This window comes from Vibrio rubrogenes (assembly GCF_059641415.1).
In genome coordinates this window covers 1-24,714 of record NZ_JCARSY010000032.1, presented here as the reverse complement: position 1 = coordinate 24,714, position 24,714 = coordinate 1, and the positions used below count along the sequence as shown (strand labels likewise).

23 protein-coding genes and 3 pseudogenes are annotated in these 24,714 nt (G+C 41.6%); 8 read left to right on the top strand and 18 right to left on the bottom strand.

Annotated features, from left to right (window positions below):
* Positions 1–36 precede the first annotated feature (36 nt).
* The 6 genes from AC55NX_RS17045 to AC55NX_RS17020 form a co-directional block, all read right to left on the bottom strand.
* Complete coding sequence (locus tag AC55NX_RS17045; RefSeq protein WP_496996823.1) at positions 37–555, bottom strand: GNAT family N-acetyltransferase; 519 nt, start codon at positions 553–555, stop codon at positions 37–39.
* 328 nt (positions 556–883) lie between these two features.
* A complete protein-coding gene (locus tag AC55NX_RS17040) occupies positions 884–1,177 on the bottom strand; it encodes a PTS lactose/cellobiose transporter subunit IIA (RefSeq protein ID WP_496996837.1) in 294 nt (97 codons plus the stop codon).
* 53 nt (positions 1,178–1,230) lie between these two features.
* Positions 1,231–2,403: a mandelate racemase/muconate lactonizing enzyme family protein gene (locus AC55NX_RS17035; RefSeq protein ID WP_496996822.1), complete on the bottom strand. Its 1,173-nt coding sequence runs from the start codon at positions 2,401–2,403 to the stop codon at positions 1,231–1,233.
* A 77-nt stretch (positions 2,404–2,480) separates the two neighbouring features.
* Positions 2,481–2,789 (bottom strand): PTS sugar transporter subunit IIB, encoded by a 309-nt coding sequence (locus tag AC55NX_RS17030; RefSeq protein WP_496996821.1) that lies wholly within the window; start codon positions 2,787–2,789, stop codon positions 2,481–2,483.
* Positions 2,790–2,808: 19 nt separating this feature from the next.
* Positions 2,809–4,170, bottom strand: a complete 1,362-nt coding sequence (gene celB, locus AC55NX_RS17025; protein WP_496996820.1) for a PTS cellobiose transporter subunit IIC — start codon at positions 4,168–4,170, stop codon at positions 2,809–2,811.
* A 111-nt stretch (positions 4,171–4,281) separates the two neighbouring features.
* On the bottom strand, positions 4,282–5,610 hold the full coding sequence (locus tag AC55NX_RS17020; protein ID WP_496996819.1) for a 6-phospho-beta-glucosidase: 1,329 nt from the start codon (positions 5,608–5,610) through the stop codon (positions 4,282–4,284).
* Between the two features lie 117 nt (positions 5,611–5,727).
* Here AC55NX_RS17020 and AC55NX_RS17015 point away from each other — a divergent pair, with 117 nt between their 5' ends.
* The 3 genes from AC55NX_RS17015 (at position 5,728) to betA (ending at position 8,995) form a co-directional block, all read left to right on the top strand.
* Positions 5,728–5,973 (top strand): LysR family transcriptional regulator, encoded by a 246-nt coding sequence (locus tag AC55NX_RS17015; RefSeq protein WP_496996818.1) that lies wholly within the window; start codon positions 5,728–5,730, stop codon positions 5,971–5,973.
* A gap of 530 nt (positions 5,974–6,503) precedes the next feature.
* A complete protein-coding gene (locus AC55NX_RS17010) occupies positions 6,504–7,244 on the top strand; it encodes a FadR/GntR family transcriptional regulator (protein ID WP_496996817.1) in 741 nt (246 codons plus the stop codon).
* 95 nt (positions 7,245–7,339) lie between these two features.
* Positions 7,340–8,995 carry a choline dehydrogenase gene (gene betA, locus AC55NX_RS17005; RefSeq protein ID WP_496996816.1) on the top strand — a complete coding sequence of 552 codons (1,656 nt, stop codon included), beginning with the start codon at positions 7,340–7,342 and terminating at the stop codon, positions 8,993–8,995.
* A 339-nt stretch (positions 8,996–9,334) separates the two neighbouring features.
* On the opposite strand, the gene AC55NX_RS17000 is transcribed toward betA, so the two are convergent.
* On the bottom strand, positions 9,335–10,324 hold the full coding sequence (locus tag AC55NX_RS17000; RefSeq protein ID WP_496996815.1) for a 2-hydroxyacid dehydrogenase: 990 nt from the start codon (positions 10,322–10,324) through the stop codon (positions 9,335–9,337).
* Between the two features lie 183 nt (positions 10,325–10,507).
* On the opposite strand from AC55NX_RS17000, the gene AC55NX_RS16995 reads away from it, so the two are divergent.
* Positions 10,508–12,181, top strand: coding sequence for a SulP family inorganic anion transporter (locus AC55NX_RS16995; protein ID WP_496996814.1), 1,674 nt, complete (start codon positions 10,508–10,510; stop codon positions 12,179–12,181).
* A 74-nt stretch (positions 12,182–12,255) separates the two neighbouring features.
* Here AC55NX_RS16995 and AC55NX_RS16990 read toward each other — a convergent pair whose 3' ends face one another.
* The 3 genes from AC55NX_RS16990 to AC55NX_RS16980 form a co-directional block, all read right to left on the bottom strand.
* Positions 12,256–12,462 (bottom strand): hypothetical protein, encoded by a 207-nt coding sequence (locus AC55NX_RS16990; RefSeq protein ID WP_496996813.1) that lies wholly within the window; start codon positions 12,460–12,462, stop codon positions 12,256–12,258.
* A 344-nt stretch (positions 12,463–12,806) separates the two neighbouring features.
* The gene (locus AC55NX_RS16985) at positions 12,807–14,753 is read right to left on the bottom strand and encodes a sensor domain-containing diguanylate cyclase (RefSeq protein ID WP_496996812.1); all 1,947 of its coding nucleotides are present in this window, start codon (positions 14,751–14,753) and stop codon (positions 12,807–12,809) included.
* 166 nt (positions 14,754–14,919) lie between these two features.
* Entirely contained in the window at positions 14,920–15,693 is a 774-nt protein-coding gene (locus AC55NX_RS16980) for a hypothetical protein (RefSeq protein ID WP_496996811.1), read from the bottom strand.
* 354 nt (positions 15,694–16,047) lie between these two features.
* Here AC55NX_RS16980 and AC55NX_RS16975 point away from each other — a divergent pair, with 354 nt between their 5' ends.
* On the top strand, positions 16,048–16,713 hold the full coding sequence (locus tag AC55NX_RS16975; protein ID WP_496996810.1) for a phage repressor protein CI: 666 nt from the start codon (positions 16,048–16,050) through the stop codon (positions 16,711–16,713).
* Between the two features lie 2 nt (positions 16,714–16,715).
* Here the strand turns inward: AC55NX_RS16975 and AC55NX_RS16970 are convergent, their stop codons facing one another.
* Entirely contained in the window at positions 16,716–17,144 is a 429-nt protein-coding gene (locus tag AC55NX_RS16970; protein WP_496996809.1) for a GNAT family N-acetyltransferase, read from the bottom strand.
* Between the two features lie 315 nt (positions 17,145–17,459).
* On the opposite strand from AC55NX_RS16970, the gene AC55NX_RS16965 reads away from it, so the two are divergent.
* On the top strand, positions 17,460–18,086 hold the full coding sequence (locus AC55NX_RS16965; RefSeq protein WP_496996808.1) for a helix-turn-helix domain-containing protein: 627 nt from the start codon (positions 17,460–17,462) through the stop codon (positions 18,084–18,086).
* Positions 18,087–18,296: 210 nt separating this feature from the next.
* On the opposite strand, the gene AC55NX_RS16960 is transcribed toward AC55NX_RS16965, so the two are convergent.
* Positions 18,297–18,710, bottom strand: coding sequence for a GFA family protein (locus tag AC55NX_RS16960; protein WP_496996807.1), 414 nt, complete (start codon positions 18,708–18,710; stop codon positions 18,297–18,299).
* Positions 18,711–19,046: 336 nt separating this feature from the next.
* On the opposite strand from AC55NX_RS16960, the gene AC55NX_RS16955 reads away from it, so the two are divergent.
* Positions 19,047–19,472, top strand: a complete 426-nt coding sequence (locus tag AC55NX_RS16955) for a VOC family protein (protein WP_496996836.1) — start codon at positions 19,047–19,049, stop codon at positions 19,470–19,472.
* Between the two features lie 123 nt (positions 19,473–19,595).
* Here the strand turns inward: AC55NX_RS16955 and AC55NX_RS16950 are convergent, their stop codons facing one another.
* The 6 genes and pseudogenes from AC55NX_RS16950 to AC55NX_RS16925 form a co-directional block, all read right to left on the bottom strand.
* Entirely contained in the window at positions 19,596–19,853 is a 258-nt protein-coding gene (locus AC55NX_RS16950; RefSeq protein ID WP_496996806.1) for a hypothetical protein, read from the bottom strand.
* A gap of 563 nt (positions 19,854–20,416) precedes the next feature.
* Positions 20,417–20,629 (bottom strand): annotated as a pseudogene (locus AC55NX_RS16945) (riboflavin-specific deaminase); the annotation flags it as partial.
* 51 nt (positions 20,630–20,680) lie between these two features.
* On the bottom strand, positions 20,681–21,154 hold the full coding sequence (locus AC55NX_RS16940; protein ID WP_496996805.1) for a dual specificity protein phosphatase family protein: 474 nt from the start codon (positions 21,152–21,154) through the stop codon (positions 20,681–20,683).
* A 179-nt stretch (positions 21,155–21,333) separates the two neighbouring features.
* Positions 21,334–21,807: pseudogene (locus tag AC55NX_RS16935) on the bottom strand (cysteine hydrolase family protein); the annotation flags it as partial.
* 197 nt (positions 21,808–22,004) lie between these two features.
* Complete coding sequence (locus AC55NX_RS16930) at positions 22,005–22,532, bottom strand: Crp/Fnr family transcriptional regulator (protein WP_496996804.1); 528 nt, start codon at positions 22,530–22,532, stop codon at positions 22,005–22,007.
* Between the two features lie 156 nt (positions 22,533–22,688).
* Complete coding sequence (locus AC55NX_RS16925) at positions 22,689–23,456, bottom strand: AraC family transcriptional regulator (protein ID WP_496996803.1); 768 nt, start codon at positions 23,454–23,456, stop codon at positions 22,689–22,691.
* Between the two features lie 99 nt (positions 23,457–23,555).
* On the opposite strand from AC55NX_RS16925, the pseudogene AC55NX_RS16920 reads away from it, so the two are divergent.
* A pseudogene (locus AC55NX_RS16920) lies at positions 23,556–24,714 on the top strand (MFS transporter); the annotation flags it as partial.

Here is a 24,714-nt window from a genome sequence, read left to right as displayed (position 1 = left end):
TGAGACAGACTTCATCGACCCAAGATGGTGGCAAAGTCAGTCACTGATCATCTTTCTATAAATCAGGTCGTCATACATCGTGCCACCGATTCCGACATCTTGTGCCACCACTTCATCACAGTGAAAACCGCATTTTAACAGCACGCGTTCAGATGCATGGTTGCCCTCTGTGACATTGGCTTGAAAACGGTGAATACCGCAGTTGTTGGCAAACTCAAGCAGACCATTCAAAGATTCGGTTGCATATCCCTTCCCAATGTCATGCGGAGATATCATATACCCCAGCTCAGCCACACCATTATGCAAATAAAATCCGGTGAGGCCGACGAGCTGATCGGTGGAGATTTCTTGTAACATCAGGCATAACCAAAAATCAGATGCCGGTGTCCACGGCGGTAAACGAGATTCGAATCGCTGCCGAATTTGAGCCTCCGTGCGGCGATCAAAGCTATATTTGATCGTTGCGGGGTCGGTTTGCAGGAAGTAAAAAAAATCCCAATCAGTTGTATTGATTTGTCTCATTTTCAACCGTCGGGTTTGCAATTGAATCGTCACCTTGATGGTTCCTTAATCTTTAAAAGGAACCATATTTTTACTGGGAGCGAAGGCTGTATGTCAACAACTCCTGCCGTAGGATTATCGCTTTTTTAGTCTCAGATACAGACACATCATCATATACGAGAATGGTCAGCACACCTCTTAAGTTACCAAATAGGTAAGCAGAGAGCATATTTTTAGGACGACCACCATAATAATTGATAAAAATCATAATATTAAAAATAAAAAAGAGCTTAATTGATATTAAGCTCATATAAAAATACATTTAAATAAACTTTATAGCAGGTTGGGGGATCCACAAAGCTATTTAATGCTAAAAAATATCTTAATCAGAAGTACTATTTTTCTTATAAATATCTATTAGCTCTTCTATTAGTTCACGAGCTAACATAGCAGTCATGATGTGGTCTTGAGCATGTACCATTACAAGAGTAATAGGTAATTTACCACATCCTTCATCTAGTCCGATAAATGTAGTTTGTACCCTATGGGCTTCATTGGCAGCTTCTTTTGACTGTTCAATTAATACATCGACTTTATCCCACTCACCTTTCTTAGCACAAGTAAGAGCTTCAAATGCAAAAGCTTTGGACTGCCCTGCATTAATAATTAATTCCATAATACTAGATTCTAAATCGATAACAGTATCCAAAGTTAACTCTCCTAAAAATATTAAGATACGTTTATAACGTTGCACTTATTAATGATATGATCAGGGATACTTTGTCCAATTCCCGGTCTATTCGGTACTGTAATATAACCATTTACTGGTTGGATATCATATTCACCTAAGCTTCTAGTAAAGCTACTTAAGTTTCCTATATGATGTTCATGAATGCAGAAATTAGGAATCACAGCTTCTATTTGTAATGCCGCCGCCGCAGATATCGGTCCACCACAGATATGAGGCTGAACAAGCACATCATATATCCTCGCCATATCGCATATCTTTTTAGTTTCGGAAATACCGCCACAAGTAGCAAGATCGGGTTGAATAACATCAAGTGAGCGATTTTCTAAAAATGGTCTAAAACCATATCGTGTATAAATCCTTTCACCAGCAGCAAGCGGGACATCAACTTGATTGCGTAATTCTTTAACGAGATCAGCATTGAGAGAACCACATGCTTCTTCCATATAATAGATATTGAGATCTTTTATAATTCGATTAATTTGTAACGACGAATTAAAATCGGTCTTAGCATGAAGCTCTAAAATAATATCGACATCATCCCCTACCGCTTCACGAATGGCTACTAACCTATCTCTACAAAGTTTAAGTTTTTCGTTTGATATTAAACCATCATTCCTTTTGTTTTTATCGCCGTTAATGTCTCTTTGTAAAGGATCAACTTTGATTGCATCATAACCGTCATCGACAGCACACTTTGCTGCCTGAGCTAGCGGTATAACATCCGGAAGTGGCGTTTCTTTCTCCCCCCAACCAAACTGAATTTGGCTAGCATAAGTTCGGATTGTATCGCGAGTCTTACCGCCAAGTAGTTCATAGACAGGAGCATTTAACGCTTTACCTTTGATATCCCAAAGAGCAATGTCAATAGCACTAATCGCGGAAAAAATTACTGTGCCTCCGCCTTGCCCCCAAAAAGTATCTCGATACAGCTGATCCCAAATTTTTTCAATGCATAAAGGGTTTTGACCAATAATTAACTTTGCAAAATCTTGAAGCTGTCCAATCGCACCTCGTTTGGCGTTACCATACGCCACCCCAGCTTCCCCAAAACCACTAATGCCTTCGTCTGTGTTAATTCTAATGAAAATAGGTTCATTAGGAGATGATGGATCATAGTCCGCACAAAATATATCTATACTAGTTATTTTCATTCAGGGTTCCTCATGAGGTTATACCTTTGTATAACCTCACTGACTAATTCATATATACTATTCGTTGAATAGCTGGTCTATGATTTTGAAATTTTTAAAGCAAAATCTAGAACTTTTTTACCATTCATAGCACCATAATCCATCATATTTATAAGATCACATGGAATACTTTCTTCGTCACATATTTTCTTTATTTCTGGTAGCTTATGTCTAATTTGAGGCCCGAGTAAAACGACTGTTGTACCTTTTAAATTTGATTTAACTTGGTCAGCAGAAATTGCATCAATTTCACAATCGATATTCGCTTCTACGGCAGCTTGCTTCATTTTGTTCACTAGCATACTTGTAGACATTCCAGCCATACAGCACAGTATAATTTTATTCATCGTGTCACCTCATTAATTATTATGCTTTAACTTCTTCTTGCTGAATAAGTGTTTCATCTTGTTGGTTTTTCATTTCTTCTTGACACTTTTGTTTGTCAAAAACTTTGAAAAATGGGTAGTAGATAGCACCAATAACCAGCAAATTAAACACAGTCAGGATGACTGCAAGAAAACTACCATTTGTTGCTAAGAAACCATACACACCTACAGGTGTTGTCCACGGCAATGTTACACCTGTTAATCTTGGTACTAAATTTGTTGCCATGGCAAAGTAAGTTGTTGTTGTTGCCACTAATGGAGCCGTGATAAAAGGTATTAACAATAGAGGGTTAAGGACAATTGGAACCCCGAATATTACTGGTTCGTTAATATTGAAAATACCAGGAACTATCGAAAGTTTACCAATTTCTTTTAGATGTTGTGATCTAGCCAGAAATGCCATGAAAAAGACCAGCATCAGAGTAGATCCTGCCCCTCCCATTTTGGTTGAAAAGTAGAAGAAATCAAAGGTTACAACGTTTGGCAAATCTTGACCTGCTTCAAAAGCTACTCGGTTTTGGTCCATTAATGTTAACCAAATTGGCATCATAACGGCTTGAACAATAGTTGAACCGTGTAGACCGATTGCCCATAGTAAACTAATGAAAAGAGTGGTTAACATAGCACCCCAATATGATCCGCCGGCATGTAGTAACGGTTTAGAAACAAATGTTTGAATCAATAAATGCACATTTTCCCAACTCGTTTTTTCGATTCCAACGCGTATCAATAGAGCGAATAGAACGATGAATAGAATGGGAACTAGTGCCGTAAATGATTTTGATACTGCCGATGGAACACTCTCAGGCATTTTTATTACAATTCCTCTTTTGACAAAGAATCGCATAATTTCAACAGAAATAATCGCCATTATGATGGAAACGAACATCCCTTTAGCTCCCATATAATTCAGGTTTATCCCTGTAACATCTATTGTTTTATCAAGTTCTTTGATAAACACTTGAATTTCATATGGAGATACGATCATAAATGCGGTAACAGAAGCGATAGCTGATGTTATTGTGTCAAGAGAGTATTTTTCAGCTAGACGATAGGCAACACCCACACTAACAAATAACCCAAGCAGACCAAAAGTTGCATTCACGGGAATAGATAGTGCTTGTTTCCAGCCACTACCAAAGATAGATGCCATAAAGTCTGGATAGCCGGGTATAGGAATATTTCCGATGATCAAAAATACTGAGCCCACAATAATTAGTGACATAGACATCACTAAGCCATCTCTTATTGCTTGTAAATGTGTTTGGTTAGCAACCTTTGCAGCATATGGTACAAAATACCGATCAAGGAAAGCTGTTAATTTATCCATGGTCGTCGCCATAATTTAGTCCTTAATAATAGAGATAGAGGTAGATGTTTATTGTTATTATTAATAGAGATATTATATATTTTTCAACATAATAGCCTTGTTAGTCGTTGTTAAATCTTGTAATTAACTTTTCTCAAACATCCAACGAAACTGAGGCATGTAATCTAAGTTTTCTTTTACTGTCTCTTTAAGCGCTTCGTCTAAAATTTTACCTGTGTTAACAATCGGATTTAAAATTAATCCTCGTTTTGCAGCAACTAAATCACCTTTCACAGCAGCTTCAACAGTAAGGGTTTCAAATTCTTTCATTAGCTGGATAAGACGCAGTGTATCAGATGGGAATGGCTCAACATTTAAAGGTAATGGACCGTTCTTGGTAATAAGGGAGCTAACTTCTACAGTACAATCATCTGGCAAACCATTAATAGCTCCGTTATTACGCGTATTAACATGCATAACTGTACGTTTATCGTTGTAAATTGAAGACATTAGTTCACATGCAGCTTCTGAATAATATTGTCCACCACGTTTTTCCAACTCTTTCGGTTTTTCTGCCAGCTCTGGATTTTTGTAGATATCGAATAGACGTTTCTCCATTGCTTTAACTACTTCTCCTCGAGTTCCTTCACCTTCGGCTTCTTCTTGCTCTTGCTGCATAATGTCGTCACTGGTGTAGTAATAACGTAAGTAGGCACACGGTATCATTCCCATGTCTTTTAGTAGATCTTGAGGCCAGTTAAAAGGCGGAATATTAGAAGGTACCAATGGATCATTTCCTTTGAGGATCTCATCCATAACAGCACTTAGCTTATCTGTTCCGTCGTGGAGTATTTTTCTCGCCCAAATTAGATGGTTCAATCCAGCCACTTGCATAATGAAATCACCTTCATCTGCACCAATGATTTGGGCGATACCTTTTTCCATGATGACGGGAACATTACATAAACCGATAGCTTTGACATTGGTATACTTTAGGACCGCTTCTGTAACCATACCTGATGGGTTTGTAAAATTAAGTAGCCATGCATCAGGACAAAGTTCTTCCATTTCTTTACAGATTTCCAATGTGATTGGAATCGTTCTGCAAGCATTGGCAAAGCCGCCAAGACCATTTGTTTCCTGCCCAATCATTCCATATTTTAAGGAAATCCGTTCATCTCGAATTCGACCTTCCAGACAGCCGGCTCTAAATTGTGAGCAAACAAAATCTGCTCCCTCCAACGCAAGACGACGGTCGAGAGTTACTTTAACCTCGATACATAAGCCTTTGTTTTTTATCATTCGGTTAGCCAGTTCTGAAATAATCTGAACCTTTTCGCGACCATCTTCGATATCTACCAACCATAGTTCACCGACTGGTAGCTCTTCATAGCGATTAATTAATCCTTCAATGAGTTCCGGTGTATAACTAGAGCCGCCACCAATCACCACAATTTTTAATTTCTTATTCACTTCTAATTACTCCCTCATGTGTCCTCGTGTTAATTTCATACGAGAAAGTCGGCATCGACAAACGAAATCTTAGTGCTTATGAATTAATAATTCTAATACATAGGCACATTCTAGAAGATGGCAGATAAGCAAAATATATTAGCAAACCTTTATACTCTCAGCGTTGTAGCAAAATTGCTGAGCTTCACTTCAGCTGCCGAAGAACTGCGCCTAACTCAAAGAGCTGTAAGCCAGAGAATTAAAAAGCTTGAAGCAGATCTCGGTTTCACTCTTTTTGTTCGTTTAACAAAAAAGCTGGAGTTGACAGAAGACGATCACAGAATACTTAGAACCTTGAAAATCGCTATCAAACATCTTCACTGAAGTTGATGATATTCGCTTCAATGAATTAAGAGGAGAATTGTATATAGGTGTAACACCTACTTTTTTTGTGCATTTATGGCTGGTGCCAAATTTATCCAACTTTCAGAATAATATCCTTACCTCGATGTGAAAATACGCGTGAAAGCAAGTCAGCTAAATTTCCCAAATCAGCCTGTTGATATTGCCATTGACTATGGCGATTCATCACATGTTCTGAAGCTTATATCAAATATATTTAGTTTGTGTGTCTAATGAATTAAACATTATAAAATATTTATAATTAATTGTTTTTTATAGTAAAAAATTAATTTCATTAATAATCTTCATCAGAACTCTAATCATTAAAAGTGGTATTCATTCCCGGATATTAGGCATATAAATCAAAATGTTACATGTATAAAACCATAAGGTAGTACCAAAACAATGTTTATTTAACGAATTTTAGCGAATTTGCAAAGTAACCCTCACAATTGCTAGTATATTGGTAGTACCAATAAGAATACAGCAAACAAGATAGTGCAGGTGGAAATTTGGCAGCAGATAGATCGACAACAGACAATTTGTTCACACCAGCCCAGGTTGGGCGAGCAAGTGAAGATATCGCTCTTCAGATCGAATCAGCCATTCTGAATGAGACTTTACTTCCCGGTGACTCTCTTCCCAGTGAGCGGGAGTTGCAGATCCAGTTCGGAACCGGACGTGGCGTGATAAGAGAAGCGATCAGAGCTTTGAAACAAAAAGGGCTGATAGAAATACGCAAAGGCCCTAAAGGTGGCGCATTTATTAAGCAGGTCGATGTTTCGAACATCAGTGAGTCTTTGGCTCTGTTTTTGAAACAAAAGCATATCGATGCTTATGAGATAGCTGAGTTCCGGGAAAGTGTCGATCAGAGTATTGCACTGTTCGCTGTATCGCGTGCGACAGAAAAGCAGAAATCACAAATGCTGGAATGCGTCGAGCATCTGGAAAATATCGCCGCCCAGCCTTCTCTGGATTTTGGTGAACTGGCAGAAGCTGATCGCAGGCTGAATATACTCATGGCTGAAATGGCCAATAACGCCATTTTTGAATGGGTCATGCACGCGATGCAACAAGGGTTTGGTTCTTATGATAACAACCTCTACAACGATCCCGATTTTCTGCGTAAGACGGTCGAAAACTGGCGTCATACCGCCGAGCAGATTATTAACAGAGAGCCGCTCAAACTTCAGGCGTCGATTAGCCGCCACTACTTATTATTGCAGGAATGTCTGGATCGGCATTCAAACTAAGAAATCAATATGACTCCAAGCCATATCGCTCTGGGCACATATTGCCCGGGCAGATAGCACTTGGAAAAAACAAATAAAGCGATGGAGGATACTTAATGGCACAGACTTACGATTACATTATCGTGGGCGGTGGCTCAGCGGGTTGTGTATTGGCAAACAGGCTGAGTGCAAATCCTAAGCACAAGGTTTTAGTCTTAGAAGCAGGTCGTCCGGATCACCGATTCGATTTCCGTATTCATATGCCGGCAGCACTGACTTATTTGCTGACAGACGGCACATATAACTGGCTGTATGAATCAGAGCCTGAACCATATATGCATAACCGTAAGATTGCTCAGCCGAGAGGGAAAGTTCTGGGTGGCAGCAGTTGTATTAACGGTATGATCTATATCCGTGGTAATGCCATGGATTACGAAAAATGGGCAAAGTCAGAAGGTCTGGAAGACTGGAGTTATAAACACTGTTTACCTTATTTTCGTAAGTGTGAAACCCGCTTGCAAGGTGCTGACGAGTATCATGGTTCAAATGGGCCGCTAAAAGTCACAACGGCAAATTGCGATAACCCACTGTTTAATGCTTTTTTTGAAGCGAGTCAGCAGGCCGGATATCCACTGACTGATGATGTAAATGGCTATCAACAGGAAGGTTTTGGTATCTTCGACCAGAATATTTATCGGGGACGTCGTTATAGTGCTGCACGAGCTTACCTGCATCCGGTTATGCACCGGGAAAACTTAACGGTGATTACGGGTGCAACCGCAAACCGGGTCCTGTTTGACGGAAAAACTGCCATTGGTGTTGAATATACCAAACGCGGCTCGACCAAGACTGTGTATGGCGGTGAGATAATTTCTTGTGGCGGTGCGATTAATTCGCCTCAGTTACTACAACTGTCCGGTATTGGTCATGAAGAAGAGCTGAAAACTCTGGGCATCTCCCCGGTACACCATTTGCCCGGCGTCGGTGAAAATCTTCAGGATCACCTAGAGTTATATGTTCAGTACGCCTGTAAAAAGCCGGTGAGTCTGTATCCGGCACTGAAATGGTATAACCAGCCGAAAATTGGGTTTGACTGGTTGTTCCAACGCAAAGGAGCTGCGGCAACCAACCATTTTGAAGCCGGTGGTTTTGTCCGTAGCAATAACGAAGTGGACTATCCCAACTTACAGTTCCACTTCCTCCCGCTGGCCATTCGTTATGATGGTAGCGCGCCGCGTTCCGGACACGGTTTTCAGTTGCATGTCGGCCCGATGAACACTGACGTACGCGGTCATGTGAAAATCAAATCTAAGGATCCAAAGCAAAAACCGGAAATCTTCTTCAACTACCTGTCTACTGAGCAGGAAAGAAAAGAGTGGGTTGAGGCGATTCGGGTTTCCCGTAATATTATTGCTCAGCCAGCGTTTGATGATCTGCGCGGTGAAGAGCTGGCCCCCGGTGCCAGTGCTCAGACAGATGAAGAGATTCTGGATTTTGTTGCCCGTGAAGGTGAAAGTGCTTACCACCCAAGTTGTACCTGTAAAATGGGTTATGACGAGATGGCAGTCGTAGACGCTGCACTCAAAGTGCATGGCGTGAATAACCTTCGTGTCGTTGATGCTTCCATCTTCCCGGCGATCACGAACGGCAACCTTTATGCGCCGACCATCATGGTCGCAGAAAAAGCCGCGGATATCATTCTGGGTAATGCGCTGGAGCCCGCGACAGACGCTGACTTTTACCGACATCAGAAAGAAGAACATGCCGCCTAGCGTTTAAATGGCATAGCGACCCATATTCTATCAATACAGCCAGTCACAAAAGTTGTGATTGGCTTGGGGTCACTTCTATCTTCACCAATAAAAAAAGCCAACCACAAAGATTGTGATTGGCTATCAATATGAACAAATTAGGTTCACTAACAACGTCAGTTGGCTAGGTGACCCTCGGCTTAATAAGGGTCACTTTAGTTAATGCAGTATACGTGCCAACTTTTTATTTTTAATTTAACTATTTGATTTTAAATAACTCGTACAAATATCAACCTATTCGCAATACAGTAAAACTCATATGCCATTCTTAAAATGCAAATCTGTTTTTATTTTGCAAAACTACTCAACTTCATTGCCACTGAGAACGCCTTGTTGGAAACAATGCACATTATCGAATGTGGTGTTGGCAATGGAGAGTAATGCTTCTTTAGTCAGAAACGCCTGATGGCCGGTGAACAGCACGTTATGGCAAGCCGATAGACGGCGGAACACATCATCGGTAATGACAATGTTGGATTTATCTTCAAAGAACAGCTCTTGTTCTTCTTCGTAAACATCCAGCCCCAGAGAACCAATAACGCCTTGTTTGAGGGCTTCGATTGCATCCAGAGCATTGAGTAATGCGCCCCGGCTGGTGTTGATGATCATCACGCCCTTTTTCATTTTGGCAAAGGCCTGAGCATCCAGCATATGGTGATTCTCTTTGAATAGCGGACAGTGCAAGCTAATCACATCCGACGCTTGCAATAAGGTATCTAAATCAACATATTCTGCCCCGAGCTCCAGTGCCGCTGGGTTTTCATAAGGGTCATTCACCAATAACCGCATGCCGAATCCTTTCAGAATCCGCAGGGTTGCTATACCGATTTTTCCGGTCCCGATAATACCGGCGGTTTTGCCATGCATATTGAACCCGACTAATCCATCGAGTGAAAAATTTGCATCACGGGTGCGCTGATAGGCTTTATGAATCCGCCGGTTAAGCGTCATCATTAAGCCGACGGTATGCTCTGCCACCGCTTCAGGAGAGTATGCCGGTACACGAACTACAGTGATGTTGTACTTTTTGGCGGCTTCCAGATCGACATTGTTATAACCGGCACAACGCATTGCCAGTAATCGGGTGCCATTGGCAGCTAAGGTCTGTAGCACCGGCTCAGACAAGTCATCATTCACAAATGCACAGACCACCGGACTGTTGTGCGCGAGCCGGGCGGTTTTTTTATCTAACCGGACTTCGTAAAACTCAAGCTCGAATCCATGCTCCTGATTAGCTTGGGTAAAATAGGCCTGATCATAAGCTTTCGAGCTAAAAACTGATATTTTCATAACTTCATTCCTCAGACTGAACAATAAACGGCAGCAGTTGTTATTGTATTGAGTTTATGTTGAGTATCTTTTGCCATCCGCTCTGGTTTTATACCGAAATCATAAAATTATTACTAGTTGCTCTTTACAGTGTAAAACATCGTTGTAAGATCGGTTCTCCTTTCCCTTTTAATGGTTATTGTCATGATTGCCTGTTATGAGTCCTATAAAGCCGGGCTCTTTCATCCTTCTCAATGGTTACGGAATATTAGTGCGGGTGTTATTGTCGGTGTGGTCGCTTTACCCTTAGCGATGGCGTTTGCAATAGCATCCGGTGTCAAACCGGAACAAGGTCTGTATACGGCAATCATTGCCGGCATCCTTGTGTCGTTGTTCGGTGGGTCACGCATTCAAATCGCAGGGCCGACCGGTGCTTTTATCGTGCTGTTGTCCGGCATCGTCCACGACTATGGTATCAATGGCTTACAAATCGCAACCATGATGGCAGGCGTCTTCTTGCTGCTGTTGGGCATCACCAAACTCGGCAGCATCATTCGGTTTATTCCTGATCCGGTGATCGTTGGCTTTACCAGCGGCATCGGTGTCATTATCTGGGTCGGACAGTGGCAGGAGTTCTTCGGTTTACCGCAAATCCATGGTGAACACTTTCATCAGAAACTGCTGTCGATCTATCACGCTTTCCCCCAGTTGGACTGGCAAACAACCGGGCTCGCTCTGTTATCTTTGGTGATTGTTATTTACGGGCCAAAGATTCCTAAACTGACCAAAGTTCCCGGTCCGCTATTGGCGTTGGTGGTCGTGACACTGTTACAAAATACCCTGCATCTGGATGGGATCCGCACCATCGGGACAGCATTTGGTGGTATTCCTCAGGGGTTACCATCAGTGACGCTGCCACAGGCAAGCCTTGCCGACTTGATCCCGTTGATCGGCCCTGCATTTGCGATTGCGATGTTGGGGGCGATCGAATCACTCTTATCCGCCGTGGTTGCTGACGGTATGACGGGAACCAGACACAATTCAAATCAGGAGCTGATCGGTCAGGGCATTGCCAATATGGTATCACCGCTATTCGGTGGGATTGCTGCCACAGGAGCTATCGCCCGGACAGCGACCAATATCCGTAACGGTGGCAATAGTCCGCTGGCTGGCTTGGTACATACCGCCACGCTGATTGTTATCCTGCTGCTGCTCGCGCCGCTGGCGGTGAACATTCCACTGGCGACATTGAGTGCGATCCTGTTCGTAGTCGCGTGGAATATGAGTGAGGCCCGACATTTTATCAAACTGCTGAAACGGGCCCCGAGAGCGGATGTCCTGATCCTGCTGATTACCTTCTTCCTGACTGTTTTTGCCGATCTGGTTGTTGCTGTCAATATCGGGGTGATTATTGCGGTTTTGCACTTTGTCAAACGTATGGCGACAAGTGTCGAAGTCAAAGCCAGTACCAATGTCGAACTGGCTGACGAACTGGCACGTCAGGGCATCTCTCAGTTGCCATCGGAACTGGCGGTTTATGCACTGGAAGGGCCATTTTTCTTCGCAGCTGCCGATGCTTTTGAACGGGTCATGCATAGTATTCCGGACAAGCCGCAAATTCTGATCTTACGTCTGAAATGGGTGCCGTTTATGGACATGACTGGCTTACAGACGCTGGAAGAGATGGTTCAGGATTTCAGACGCCGAAATATCCGGGTGATGATCTCCGGGGCCAATGCCCGAGTCACGTACAAACTACAAAAAGTCGGCATCATCCAACAGATTGGGGAAGATTATTATTTCACTGAATTTCAGGCAGCACTACAGGCCGCATTACAAATCATTGAGTCTGCATCACACCCATCAACAGAAGCATAACGTTTGTAAGATTTCAGGGTAAGACTTCAGGACAGGACATTCCATCCTGAAGTCTCTCAGCTCAACGGAGAAGCTCAGGAAGATTCCTGTTCAAGAGCGACAAGCTGAGGTTTATAGACACCTTCAAAAGAGAGTAAGCGGATTTCGATGGTTCCACCGAAGAATTCCAGCTCAACGCGAGGATCTTGACTCTCCTTGATCTGCGAATCGAACGTTTCAAACAGGTCAGCCATAAAATTCCTGACTGCCTGCTCGGAATATTCCGAATAATTTTTTTTCATGTTTATACCTGCCAACGTTTTTGTGAACTGGTTTTTGTGAACTGATCGTATCGCCAGTTTCATAATAAATTATAGATGTGAATGCGATACTCGTAACGCATATAAGATAAGCCAAGGTACAAAACTCTAGCGGTTTCGTTTCTCAAATGGAGGTATTTTTATATTTTAAAGTCGCAATGGTCAACCGATCACAATGTGTTTTTTATCCTCTTCATGTTCATTCTGACACGGTCATTCACAAATTTGTGACCTTTAAATTACAATAAAATCGATATATGACCGTATTGTACTGTCAAAATTCGCGATAAACCAACCGGTCATACGATACACATAACGTAGCGTGATCAGCGATCATGCTGATGCGTTAGATCCGCAAGGTCGCTCCTTGACTCGACTCGGTTTTTACCTTTGTCTTTGGCGGTATAGAGGGCAATATCAGCACGTTCTATCATTTGCCCGATACTTTCATGATCTATGTGGCTCACCACCCCGAAACTACAGGTACACTGCCCCACAACATCAAAATCGTAGTTCATGATCGATTGGCGAATTTTTTCTGCCAGAATCTGTACGCCATAGATATCGGTTTCCGGGCAAACAATCAGAAACTCTTCACCCCCCCACCGGCCGGGAATGTCAGTCTTCCTCACATGATGTTTTAATAGTTCGGCAATTTTGCATAACACTTCATCCCCTACCTGATGACCAAAGGTATCGTTCACCACTTTAAAATCATCGATATCTAACATAATGATCGATAAAGGACGCTGGTGACGGTCTGCCCGGGAGACTTCTTTCTCCAGTGCTTCATCCAATTTCAGGCGGTTATGCATACCGGTCAGTCGATCCGTAACTGACAACACTTCAAGATGCTTGCGGTTGGTAATATTTTGTTCCACGGCGGTATATCCTATCAGACGCGCATTGACGTCGTGAGTCGGTTCAATATAAGCAAGCACCCAATATTCCTTACCCGTTTTACTGCGCTTTTTGATCTCCCCGCTCCAAGGCTGTTCTGCCAAAATGCTATCTTTTATGTCAACCGGAAGCTCCTCAGATGTATCTGGGTGACAAAGTCGGTAATATGACTGACCCTGTAGCTCTTCGGCAGTATACCCGGAGACTTGACAAAAAGCCTCAGACACAGATTCAAGATGATCATTCAAATCAGCGGTAGCATAAATGACATAATTATCGATAATTTTATTTGCCACCAATAACTTATTAATCGTCTTCTGTGATTTGAAATACATGAAGAAGATATAAAATCCAAAGAAAATGAAAAAAATGAAAAATCCCCCAATCATCACGACATGATAGCGATGGATTGATTTCTTTAAGACATCCAATTTATCTTTTTCAATGTAATAAATAATTTTCCATGGATAATGTGGCGACAAACGTTCTGAATTGCTGACATAAAATCTAGTGCCTTGGAGCTTGCCACTCTTTTCCACTGTCAATAATGTATCAAAAACCCCGAACTCATAGTCATTAACAAATGTTCCTGATGTTTTTGTACTGATATTTTTCCAGACTTGAAGATGGTCGATTAGCATTTTAATTTGGTATTTCAGTCGATATTTCTTCTCAAGTGAATCATCCGAAGCAATTTTAAACCATTGACCGATATGATTTGAAAGCCAAAGGTCCTCATTAATATTGTATAAACGACTTAACAAATCATCGATTTTATAACTAACAATCAATACTCCTTGCAGATGCGTATTTTTCGGCATTTGTTCTAGTTTTTCTCCAAATACCAAAACAGGCACATCATCAATCGCATTGACACTCTCTTTGATGTTAATACTGAGTGACGAAATAAATAATTTCTTCCGAGGGAATGTCATAATATCTTTAAAGTAAGACGCTTGACTTATATTGGTTAAATTCTCTCCCCGGGCAACCAAGAGTCGCCCCTGCTTATAATTTATTTTAATTTGCTCTTGCCCGGAGAAATTAACCCATTTTACTTCTGTATAGACTCGTCGGGATTGAATAAATGTTCGCCATAACGACGCAAGTTTTTCAGTATTCAGATGCCCGGATTGATCGAACTCCGCACGAGTGAGTGTTTTTTCAAAAAAATCCAGATCACTCACACGCCATCTCAGGGCGTTTTGCAGCGCTTTTTCAGCACTGGATACTTGGTTGGTTGCATTGTTAATCAGATTCGTATCAACTTCATTTAATTCAACGCGATAAAGAGTCGATAGCAATGATAGGAATAAACCAACCAATAAAATATAAAGCAAAAGTAGTTTAGGAAACTTTTTATTCTGTATCACTTCAGAGCTTCTCATCAGAATGAATTTTTATGAATTATGATCCATAAACTTCCTAGCCCTAAAATTTAGCATTGACTGCTTTTCGTATAAATTAAGTATGGTGCATCATCACAATAACACAATATCTGATTAATTTTTCGGTCAGACCGGTAACAACGGGGATAATCTACTCCGGTAGTTCGGCCTCACTGATCACGAGCTCTGACATTTTATCAACCATTGCTTGTGCAAAAATCGTTTTACGGTCAGTTTCCCATACCGGTGAAGCGACACTGACCAACACCAAACCTAAACCAACACAGAGTGAGACAGGGAAAGACTCTTCCAGAGATAGCGATGCACCGGCGGTGGTGATCGACTGAGCCAGCAGTGATACATGCCAAAGCCCTAACTGACTTAACAGTTGCTCATCGTTGATAAGGTATTGCAACATATGTAGCGATTCTCCGATTAATATTTCTACCGATGAGATGACATGTGTTGCCAAAGAAACATCGGCTTCAATACTTAAAGCGCCCAGCCCTAAAGTCAAAATCTGTGGATGTCGGTGACGAAAGTAGTCACCCGCGAGTAAAGTCATGAGATGTTTCCGATACCCCGGTAACACCAGATAAGTTTCACGATTATAAGTTGTGACGTAAGCCGTGATACCCAATTCCGCACATAACGCAAGAGGATCAGGCGACATCTTACGATGGTCAGGCGACCGTCGATGCTTTCTGCTATACAGCAGTGACAAAAATTCCCACCATTCCTTCGGAGATAAGATGGTGATATCAACCTTATCGGAGACGAACTTCAGCGGAATTTCTCGTGCGGCTTGTTGTGAAGAAAGTGCCGGCCAGTAAATTGGCGAATGTTTCCAGTAAATTGGACCCTTTCGCGTTTTCTTGGTAACACACGCAGACGTTTCAGTATCTAAATCGAATTCATTGATCATCATCATTCCCAAGACAAAATGTCATTCAATCATTTATCGCTGAAACCGGGCTGAAGAAAAAAGCCCTCAAATGAGGGCAAAACAACGACCGGAATAGGCGAAAGGGTTCCGTCATCATCCGATTCAGCATAGTTTCGGCAAAATGGGTTGTGGATTTCCTTATCGCAGGAAATAGCAATTGAACATTTTATTGATTCAAATGCGTAGATTATGGAGTGACTTCATAAAAAGTGTATTTAAGGCTATTTGCAGCAAAGCCATCATGTTATCCTGTTAAGTCATTGTTTATTCAGCATGTAATGCAGGCTTGCCTTTCTACATAACATGCTCATTTGAGGATATTATTGATCGCATATGAGTAAAAAACAAGTTTCATTGCCGCCTTTTGACTATCTTGCTGGGAAGCAGGTCACAGAAAAGCTATGCAACATACTAAATGTCAAAAGTACGCGCGCTCTATCCGAGCAACTCAACGTCCCGACATCGACTTTCGCGACATGGCATAAACGAAATGTCTGCCCTTATGAGCTGGCAATAAGATTACATCTACATAAGGGGATTTCTTTAAAGTGGCTGCTGCTCGATGAAGGAGATCCTTATCCGAATGCTGCCGCTCATGAGTATCATGTGAATGATGAGCCAAAACGTCTGGTACACATTGACTTGTTTGCGTTGAAGAATGGACAGCTCAATCATCGCGGAACGATGACGTTGGATCAGTTCTTTTTAGATGAATTGGAGATTTCCAATGTCATTGCGGTCCGAGACGGAGATATTACTTATCTGGTTGATCAGGAGGCGACCCGAGCAGTCAGCGGAACTTATCTGCTCAATGTCGATGGCCTGTTATCAATTAACACTCTACAACGTCTGCCGGGTAAACAACTGGCACTGAACTTTGATGGTTCAGCTTTGACCGTTAACGAGTCTGACGTCAAAGTCGCCGGACAAGTTGTCTTATTTATGTCTCGCAGACAGTCATTGACCGAGATGCTCTACGAGACAGGCGACGCGGTGTAGTTTCAAGTGGTTGAGTATATATCGGGATGCCAGATGTGCATTAACCTTTCGGGATGTTCAACTTGAACAAAACCATATTGTGAATAAAGGCCATGCGCATCTTTTGTTGTAAGTAGTATACGTCGCAGCCCCTGCAAGTCGGGGGCCTCAAGGACCGTTGCCATCAGCCATTTACTCAACCCTTTGCCGCGATGCGCTTCCAGAATAAACACATCCGCCAGATAAGCGAAAGTGGCGTGGTCCGTGATCACTCTGGCAAATCCAACCTGCTCTCCGGAATCTAAGTACACGCCAAAACACAAAGCATTTTCAATCGCTTTATGAAGGACGGACTTCGGAATGCCCTTAGACCAGTAACTTGTTGATAAATAGGAATAGATAACCTCAAAATTGAGATCCTTTTTATCTGAGCTGATGTAATATCCCTGCATCCTTTCCTCCCTGAAAAAACATCAGACAACACCGTACCGACGCTTCTGTGTGAAGCAGTCATACGTGAGAAGACATCAAGGTATCATCCCATTTTCTGAGTCAAAATCAAGGATCTAAAACTCAAGTGAATTACGCCATTTCAGGTACAGAAACTTTGTCACTGATCGCAGAACACATTTGCATATGAAATAAATTTAACCTGATACTACGTCCCTCCTACAATCGATGGTATTCTGATTCGCACTGTTTGTTCAGCATGGAAACAGGCTTGCCCTTCTGTCTTCATGCTCAATTGAGTTCATTATTGATCGCATATGAATAAAAAACAAGTTTTATTACCACCAATCGACTATCAGGTTGGTAAACAAGTCACTGATAGAATCCGAGAAGTCTTAGATATCAAGAGTGTACGGGCTCTGGCAGAAAATGCAGAGATGTCTTCTTCAACCATTACCACCTGGCATCAGCGTAAAAAATGTCCATTTGATCTGGCTATCCGGTCTCATTTGCATAAAGGTATATCGTTAAAGTGGCTGTTACTGGGAGAAGGAACCCCCTATCCGAATGCAGCAACCCATGCCTATCAGGGAGAAGATAGTGAGGTCAAAAAGCTGATCGATATTGATCTCTTTTGGTTGAAAAATGGCAAGCTGGCTCAAAATGGAACGATCACACTGGAGCAATTTCTGTTAGATGAATTGTCCATTACGAACGTGATTGCTATTCGCGAGGAAGGTCATACCTATATTGTCGATCAGGAAGCGCAACAAGCTGTTTCCGGAACTTATCTCATCGATTTCGACGGTCTGTATTCGGTCAACGATATTCAGCGGTTACCCGACCAACAACTGGCCATTGATTTTAATGGTTCACCATTGGTTGTCGGGGAGCATGCGTTGAAAGTGTCCGGGAAAATAGTGCTACGAATGTCCCGTGGATGAACTCACCGTCATAGCCGATTGGAACACCAAATCAGACCAAACGGCTGATAAGTGAACATACACAGACTAAACAACGACTGATTTCAACAATTTGCTTATTTCAATCACCCTCTTATTTCAATCACAATGGCAGCCAGAACAGTGGCTGCCTTTCATTCGCGGTATTCAGCAAGAATCAGGATTGTCTTTCAAGACGAAATCCCGATTCGTTCAAGCTTGCTTTTCGAAGGTTGGCATTCCTTCCGGAATGGTGTCCCAACTTAACTTTTCACTTACCCACAGATGGAGTGACGGTGCAAACAAACTGTCATCGGCTAATCCTGTTGGCTTCAGTTTTAATTTAATCGCATCCGGTTGCGCCGGATTGACATGATAAATTCGAACCCCGCAATCGGGACAGAATTTAGCAATATTGGTATTGCCACTTTCAGCAATCCGAGACCACTCTTTCATTTCCCCGGAGAAACGAATATTTTCAGCAGACACCATAACAGTGACACTAAAAGGCGCACTGGACAGCTTTTGACATTCTTGACAATGGCAAGCGGCCACTCTTTGCGGTGCAGCTAGTAATTCATAAGTCACCTGACCACACTGGCAGGCACCATGGATAGGAAATTCCATCTTAAATTGCTCCTCGATTCATTCATATTTTCTGGTACAAACGAACACGTATACATTGAAATCGGACGTTATCGAAGCCAGACCAAATCATCATCGCAGAACCGTACATTGGACTCAATCACATTATATCTGATCCATCAAAACCGGCTGAACACGTGCTCCATCTCAAAAACTGCAACCCGTTCAATCAAAAAGATTAAAAAAACACTTTACCTCAAGTTAGCTTGAGGTTTTATATTCTCTCATGGATTAGCAATAATGAGTAATGAGACGTGTTGATGCCAAGCTGAGTCATATATCTGGCAATCATTTCTCAAAATAAATAAGGAGTTCATGATGATTCATTTAGAGCACGTTAATCTGGTTGTCCGAAAAGCCGATATTCCTGCCATGCTGAAGTTCTATCAGGCAGTTTTCCCCCACTGGCATATCAGAGATCAGGGCATCTCGGACTGGTATGGTAAACCCCGGACATGGCTTCATTTTGGTGACGATTATCAGTATCTGGCGCTCAGTGACAATGGCGAAGGAGAAAACCGAGATTTGACCGGTCATCAGGTTGGATTAGCTCATTTTGCTTATGTCACCAATAATCTTGACGCGGTCATCTCTCGCCTGACTGATGCCGGATTTGAAATCGCAAAAGATGGCGTGCCACACCCCCACCGGAAAAATATCTACTTTATTGACCCGGCAGGATTTGAAGTTGAGTTTGTTGAGTATATGAGTGACGTGGTCAGTGAAAGAAACAGTACGGTTTAATGCTCTGAATCACCAACAATATACCGGGCCCGAACGGTTCGGTATATTGTCAAAAACATCAAACTCATATTATCAGTAGTATGCTAAAACTGTTATAGCAACTATGAAATAAATATCCGCACGTTAGTGACCTTCAGCTGCTTTATATTGCTTAACGAAATAATTAAAGGTTTCCAGAAATTCAGGATTTTCAGCTAAATAAGTATTTGACCAATCAATACCAAGGGGCTTATCCATATTGGGATAAATCTTAAATAACTCTGGTGATAAATCCATTTTCTCCAAATAATTATTAATGGCCAGTTCATTAGCCAACATCGCATCACAACGCTTAGCCAAAAGAGCTTTGATTAAGGTGACCTGTATTTTTGAAACTACCAATGGCTTTATAATGATTAGCGCAATTCAAGCTAAAGCAAAACTCTAACTTACTTTCGTCCAAAGGTGATTACGCATCCAGAAAGAATTTTTCCTAGTTGCTAGCAGGTATTGGGGCACAAATGAGACAGCACAGATTTAGCTGACTCAATGATGCTAACTTTCCAGTGACATCTGTATGAGTAAAGTAAATTAATGCAATCTTCATCTGAATTCCCTTTTCATCTTAAAAACATAACGCTTCAATCACGCGTGTGTCGCGTGCATTGGTTTGTTATCTTCTAGTAACTTCTCAATTTGAGGTTGATTTAACCGAAATACTGAGATTTCATCTAATTTTTGAGCTCCTACATTCAAATAAAACTTAATTGCAGAGTCATTTGTTTTAAGTGCCCACCACATTAATTACATACCCGTCGGCATAAGCCTCACAATAACAGTTGTTATACAGAACCGTTATATAAGAGTAGTTCCATATAATTAGTAATTGCACATTTGGTAATGAACATGACAAATTGTTTTACTTAAACTTTATCAGAATAAGACATAAATGGAATGTAGAAAACTAGAGTAACAAATGCAGTTACACCATCCATTGAACCAGAATATGCGTTGAGTGCTTGAACCTCCGAATGATTACCACCAATAGTTTGGGTAAATCCCTCAGATATGATGGATTCATTCTTTACCAAAACACACCCAACAGGAGGATGAGGAACACAATTAGGTAACGCATTTTTAGAAATTGCTAGCACTCTTAGCATGTATTTTTCAGACATTTATTCCGTATTCCTGTGAATGGCACATCCCACCTGGGATGTAATATAATTTTATGACGCATCATTTAATGCCGTTAGAACTTCCAGTGAAAACAGATCCCATCCCGGAGCGGTAAAAGCAATACTACGCACAGCTTTAATTTCTTCAATAGCCATCTTTGGTTCGATATTTTTGGTGAGCATGAGATATGCTGCTAAAGCTAAACCTGTTCGGTCTTTACCAGATTTACAGTGGACCACGACAATTCCTCTGTTTTTATAGTCGTTAATAAACTCCACTATTTGAGGTAATACTTCTAGGCAGAATTCTAAATCCCCCTTTCGAACTGGTGCATTGTTTGAGAGAGGTATATTACGATAGGCAATATCCAAAGAATTCAGCCGTGAAACATGTACCATTTCACCATCATTAACAGAAAGAATAGCCACAATGTTATTCTCTCCAAGTTTATCCAGATCCCAGTTGAAACTGTCTGGGCCACATCTTCCAGCTACCGATTTTTCAACGAAAAACAACTCTCTCATCAATTATCTCTCTATTTATCTCATTCCCAGCTTAAGAGGTTTATAAACTCCTTCGGATAACTTTTACTAAGAGAAAATGCACATTATCAGAATGTGTATGAACTTCTACTTTAAACCATAATGGGGCATACCTCTTTTAGCTAGCTCCCCCTGCAACGTCGTACCCTTGTCATTTATCATCAAGCTAAATCGCTAACTGATATCTCTTTACCAAAATGTTGAATCACATGCCGACTAAAATATTGCTTCTGCTCAATAGTAAAGGCTCCTGTGGCTTCAGTAACAACATACGTGTTATAACCTAAGTCATGAGCTTGTCGAAGCGTAGACTCGACACAAACGTGGGTAGCAAAGCCTATCAGTACAACATTAACTATCCCGTTATTTCGTAGATATATATCAAGATTACTTCCCGAAAAAGCACTAGAACCAACTCTTTCGGAAATCAAATGTTCGTGAGAAAACGGTACAAAATCCGGATGTATTTCTCCCTGAAAGCCTAACCACGTTTTCTTTTCCGGAATGACATACCGCATACCATACTTAGCTTTACCAAAAGCGAGATAATTTTCATCTGGTTGTAATGTGACATGAATAATGGAAAATCCTTTTTCTCTGGCTAATGAGAGTACAGTCTTTGAATGCTTAATAGCATCTTCAAACTGTGCCTAATCTACAACAACATGATTACGTAAATACCCCTGTTCACTCACCCATTCGTTTTGGTATTCAATTAACACTAAGGCAGTCTTTTCTGAGAATGAATGTAATTCATCCATGTCTTCGTTCCTTACTCAGTTATTTTGAGGAAGAGTGTAAGACAGTGCAAAATGTAATGCCTTATCAAATGTTAAGAACGGGGTTTCAGGCGAGAATAGGTTACCGGACTCATTCCCAAATAACTGGCTATATGGTAATCATTAATCCTGTCTATTACCTGTGATTCATTTTCAATAATGTTATGGATCAACTGATTTTTATTAAGCGTAAGGAGTCGATGTTCCCGCTGAACTTTGCTATCTACCAACCATTCCAGATAAGTCAGATAAAAAGGTTGCCAAATATTCATAGCCACCAAATATTGTTTAAATTCAGTAAAAGACATACGCAATACCAATGACGACTCGCAAGTAACAATCCCAAACAGACTCGGCTGGTTACGTGCAATCGGAGCAACTGGAAATACGATATTATTTTCGAAAAAGAACAACTTATTACTTTCTTCACCTTCAGGTGTTAAATAATAGCAACGAACTGCCCCCTGCATAACAATCAGCACTTCGTCAAATTGGTCACCAATATTCAATATTGTTTGATCTTTATCTAACGTACTGGGACGAAAGCAGGAAACAAGATGATTAAGCTGAGCAGAAGACATACCTAAATCGCTTAACACTACTCTATATTTGGGATACCCCATATCTGACCTTTAAGAGAGAAACTCAACATTAGACATAAGATAAAATAATACATAATCCAATTTCAAAAAATAGTATGAGCAATAATTCTAACTCGTTTCGGGACAAAAATGAGTTTACCTGCGTCTTTCCATATAGACTTTAGGCGGGTAGCCTACCATATTCTTGAAAAAAGTTGTAAAGGCGCTGTCACTGGAGAACTCCAGCTTGCAAGCGACTGCAGATTGGCTCCTGCCTTCTGATAGCATTTCAATAGACTTGTTCAACCGCCATTGCTGTCGCCACTGTTGGTAACTAAGGCCTGTTTCACGCCGAAAAATTCGGCTAATGGTTTTTTCGGAAGCTCCGATATCACGTGACAACACATACAGTGGTGGGGGCATATCTAGAGTAATTAGGTGGCGTAGACGCCGATCATTTGGCAGGGGGAGTAAGGTTAGTTCAAGCGGAGCTGATGCGATCTCATCAAGACATACGGCTAGAATGTTAGCGTAAGAACCAGATTCCCAGTCTGTGTTGAACGGCGCTACCGCAATACGTTCCAGTGTCTCACGCAACAGCGGTGAAGCAGTTAAGACGGTAAGCTGTTCAGGCAAACAACTATAGCGCTTACAATTCATGTAAATTGAACGATAGCCCACAACTTCGTTAACCTTAACACGATGGTCCATCTGAGGTGGAATCCAGGCTACCCTTGCCGGAGGGAGCATACAGAGGCTTTTTTCCAGAGTTATTCGCATACTACCCTGTTTGCAAAATAGCATTTGTCCCATATCGTGCCTATGAATTCCTGAATCATGCTGTCCTAATTCAGCGGCAATTCCTAATACGCTATTGTCTAATTCATCTGGGTTAAAACTATCCTGTGCCTGAAGCCATGCCATATGATGTCCTATTTTATAAATTTATTGTCTTTTTTATTGTAATAGTCATTGTGGGTAAGATGCTACCGTATAGGCCTTATTTTTAAATATGGATTTTCTATGAAACGTAGACTTACACTTACCTTAGCGACTTCAATGATGATGTTTCCTCAAATCGTTGAAACTATATACAGCCCGGCTTTGACTCATATTGCTGATGGATTTCATGTCAGTGCTGAAGTGGCAGCACAAACGTTATCATGTTATTTTTTTGCCTTTGCGTTAGGAGTTGTTTTTTGGGGGCGCATGTGCGATGTCATCGGAAGGCGTTCTACTATTTTGTTGGGTTTGATACTCTATTTGATAGCTTCAATCGTCGCTTTGCTTAGCGGTAGCTTCATCGTATTGTTAGGTTCGCGCATGCTGGCAGCGTTTGGAGCATCGGTTGGATCTGTCGGTACACAGACGGCGATGCGTGATCGTTTTGATGGACATGAGTTGGCAAAAGTTTTCTCAATTATGGGAATTGCTATGGCCGTAAGCCCAGCGGTGGGTGTTTTGAGTGGTGCTGTACTCGCACAATTGGGGATATAAAGGAGTTTTTAGTGGATTGGCGGTTCTAGCGGCAGTGCTTTTAGGATATGCATTTTGCCAACTACCAGAAACGCGCCCAAAGCAAGTCTCTACGAATTCATTTTTAAGCACTTTAGTTCGAATGTTGAAAGATGACGATATTTGGATTAGCGCATTGTTGGTTGCATTGTTTAATATTTGCATGTTCAGTTACTATCAACTCGCTCCGTTTCTTTTTTCTACACTTGGGCTCCCTGCTAAGTGGTTTGGATACACAGGCTTAGTTTTGGCTGCTGGTGTTGGTGTTGGTGCGACACTTAACAAACTCTTGATCAGTAAAAACTGGCAGTTTCCCTCGCAGCTAACATTGGCTTGTACTCTTTCTCTTAGTGGAGCTATCTTGGTAGCATTGTTTGAAAGAACTGTATGGTTTGTACTACCGATGATTTTAGTAGTGATGGCATACGGCATCGCAATACCGAACATATTGGCTCGGGCTCTTCGCCATTATAAAGAGTGTATGGGAACTGCCGGTGCTATCTTAGGCCTGATGTATTACTTGATGTTAGGCTGTGGTTTGATATTGGTCGGGTTGTCGCAGAATCTGGGGATAGTTCTGACGCTATCTAGCCTCTTTTTACTACTCTTGGCCTTACGAATCACCTACTACACACGCCGATCACTATTGCTAGAAAGTGAAAACTCC

Bases quoted from the DNA above. Each gene is read 5' to 3' on its own strand.
- AC55NX_RS16960 (WP_496996807.1), bottom strand. From the start codon at position 18,710: ATGGAATTTCCTATCCATGGTGCCTGCCAGTGTGGTCAGGTGACTTAT.
- betA (WP_496996816.1), top strand. From the start codon at position 7,340: ATGGCACAGACTTACGATTACATTATCGTGGGCGGTGGCTCAGCGGGT.
- AC55NX_RS16940 (WP_496996805.1), bottom strand. From the start codon at position 21,154: ATGAGAGAGTTGTTTTTCGTTGAAAAATCGGTAGCTGGAAGATGTGGC.
- AC55NX_RS16995 (WP_496996814.1), top strand. From the start codon at position 10,508: ATGATTGCCTGTTATGAGTCCTATAAAGCCGGGCTCTTTCATCCTTCT.
- AC55NX_RS16970 (WP_496996809.1), bottom strand. From the start codon at position 17,144: ATGCAGGGATATTACATCAGCTCAGATAAAAAGGATCTCAATTTTGAG.
- AC55NX_RS17035 (WP_496996822.1), bottom strand. From the start codon at position 2,403: ATGAAAATAACTAGTATAGATATATTTTGTGCGGACTATGATCCATCA.
- AC55NX_RS16975 (WP_496996810.1), top strand. From the start codon at position 16,048: ATGAGTAAAAAACAAGTTTCATTGCCGCCTTTTGACTATCTTGCTGGG.
- AC55NX_RS17030 (WP_496996821.1), bottom strand. From the start codon at position 2,789: ATGAATAAAATTATACTGTGCTGTATGGCTGGAATGTCTACAAGTATG.
- AC55NX_RS16980 (WP_496996811.1), bottom strand. From the start codon at position 15,693: ATGATCAATGAATTCGATTTAGATACTGAAACGTCTGCGTGTGTTACC.
- AC55NX_RS16955 (WP_496996836.1), top strand. From the start codon at position 19,047: ATGATTCATTTAGAGCACGTTAATCTGGTTGTCCGAAAAGCCGATATT.
- AC55NX_RS17000 (WP_496996815.1), bottom strand. From the start codon at position 10,324: ATGAAAATATCAGTTTTTAGCTCGAAAGCTTATGATCAGGCCTATTTT.
- AC55NX_RS16990 (WP_496996813.1), bottom strand. From the start codon at position 12,462: ATGAAAAAAAATTATTCGGAATATTCCGAGCAGGCAGTCAGGAATTTT.
- AC55NX_RS16965 (WP_496996808.1), top strand. From the start codon at position 17,460: ATGAATAAAAAACAAGTTTTATTACCACCAATCGACTATCAGGTTGGT.
- AC55NX_RS17015 (WP_496996818.1), top strand. From the start codon at position 5,728: ATGGCAGATAAGCAAAATATATTAGCAAACCTTTATACTCTCAGCGTT.
- AC55NX_RS17040 (WP_496996837.1), bottom strand. From the start codon at position 1,177: ATGGAATTAATTATTAATGCAGGGCAGTCCAAAGCTTTTGCATTTGAA.
- celB (WP_496996820.1), bottom strand. From the start codon at position 4,170: ATGGCGACGACCATGGATAAATTAACAGCTTTCCTTGATCGGTATTTT.
- AC55NX_RS16925 (WP_496996803.1), bottom strand. From the start codon at position 23,456: ATGGCATGGCTTCAGGCACAGGATAGTTTTAACCCAGATGAATTAGAC.
- AC55NX_RS16930 (WP_496996804.1), bottom strand. From the start codon at position 22,532: ATGTCTTCTGCTCAGCTTAATCATCTTGTTTCCTGCTTTCGTCCCAGT.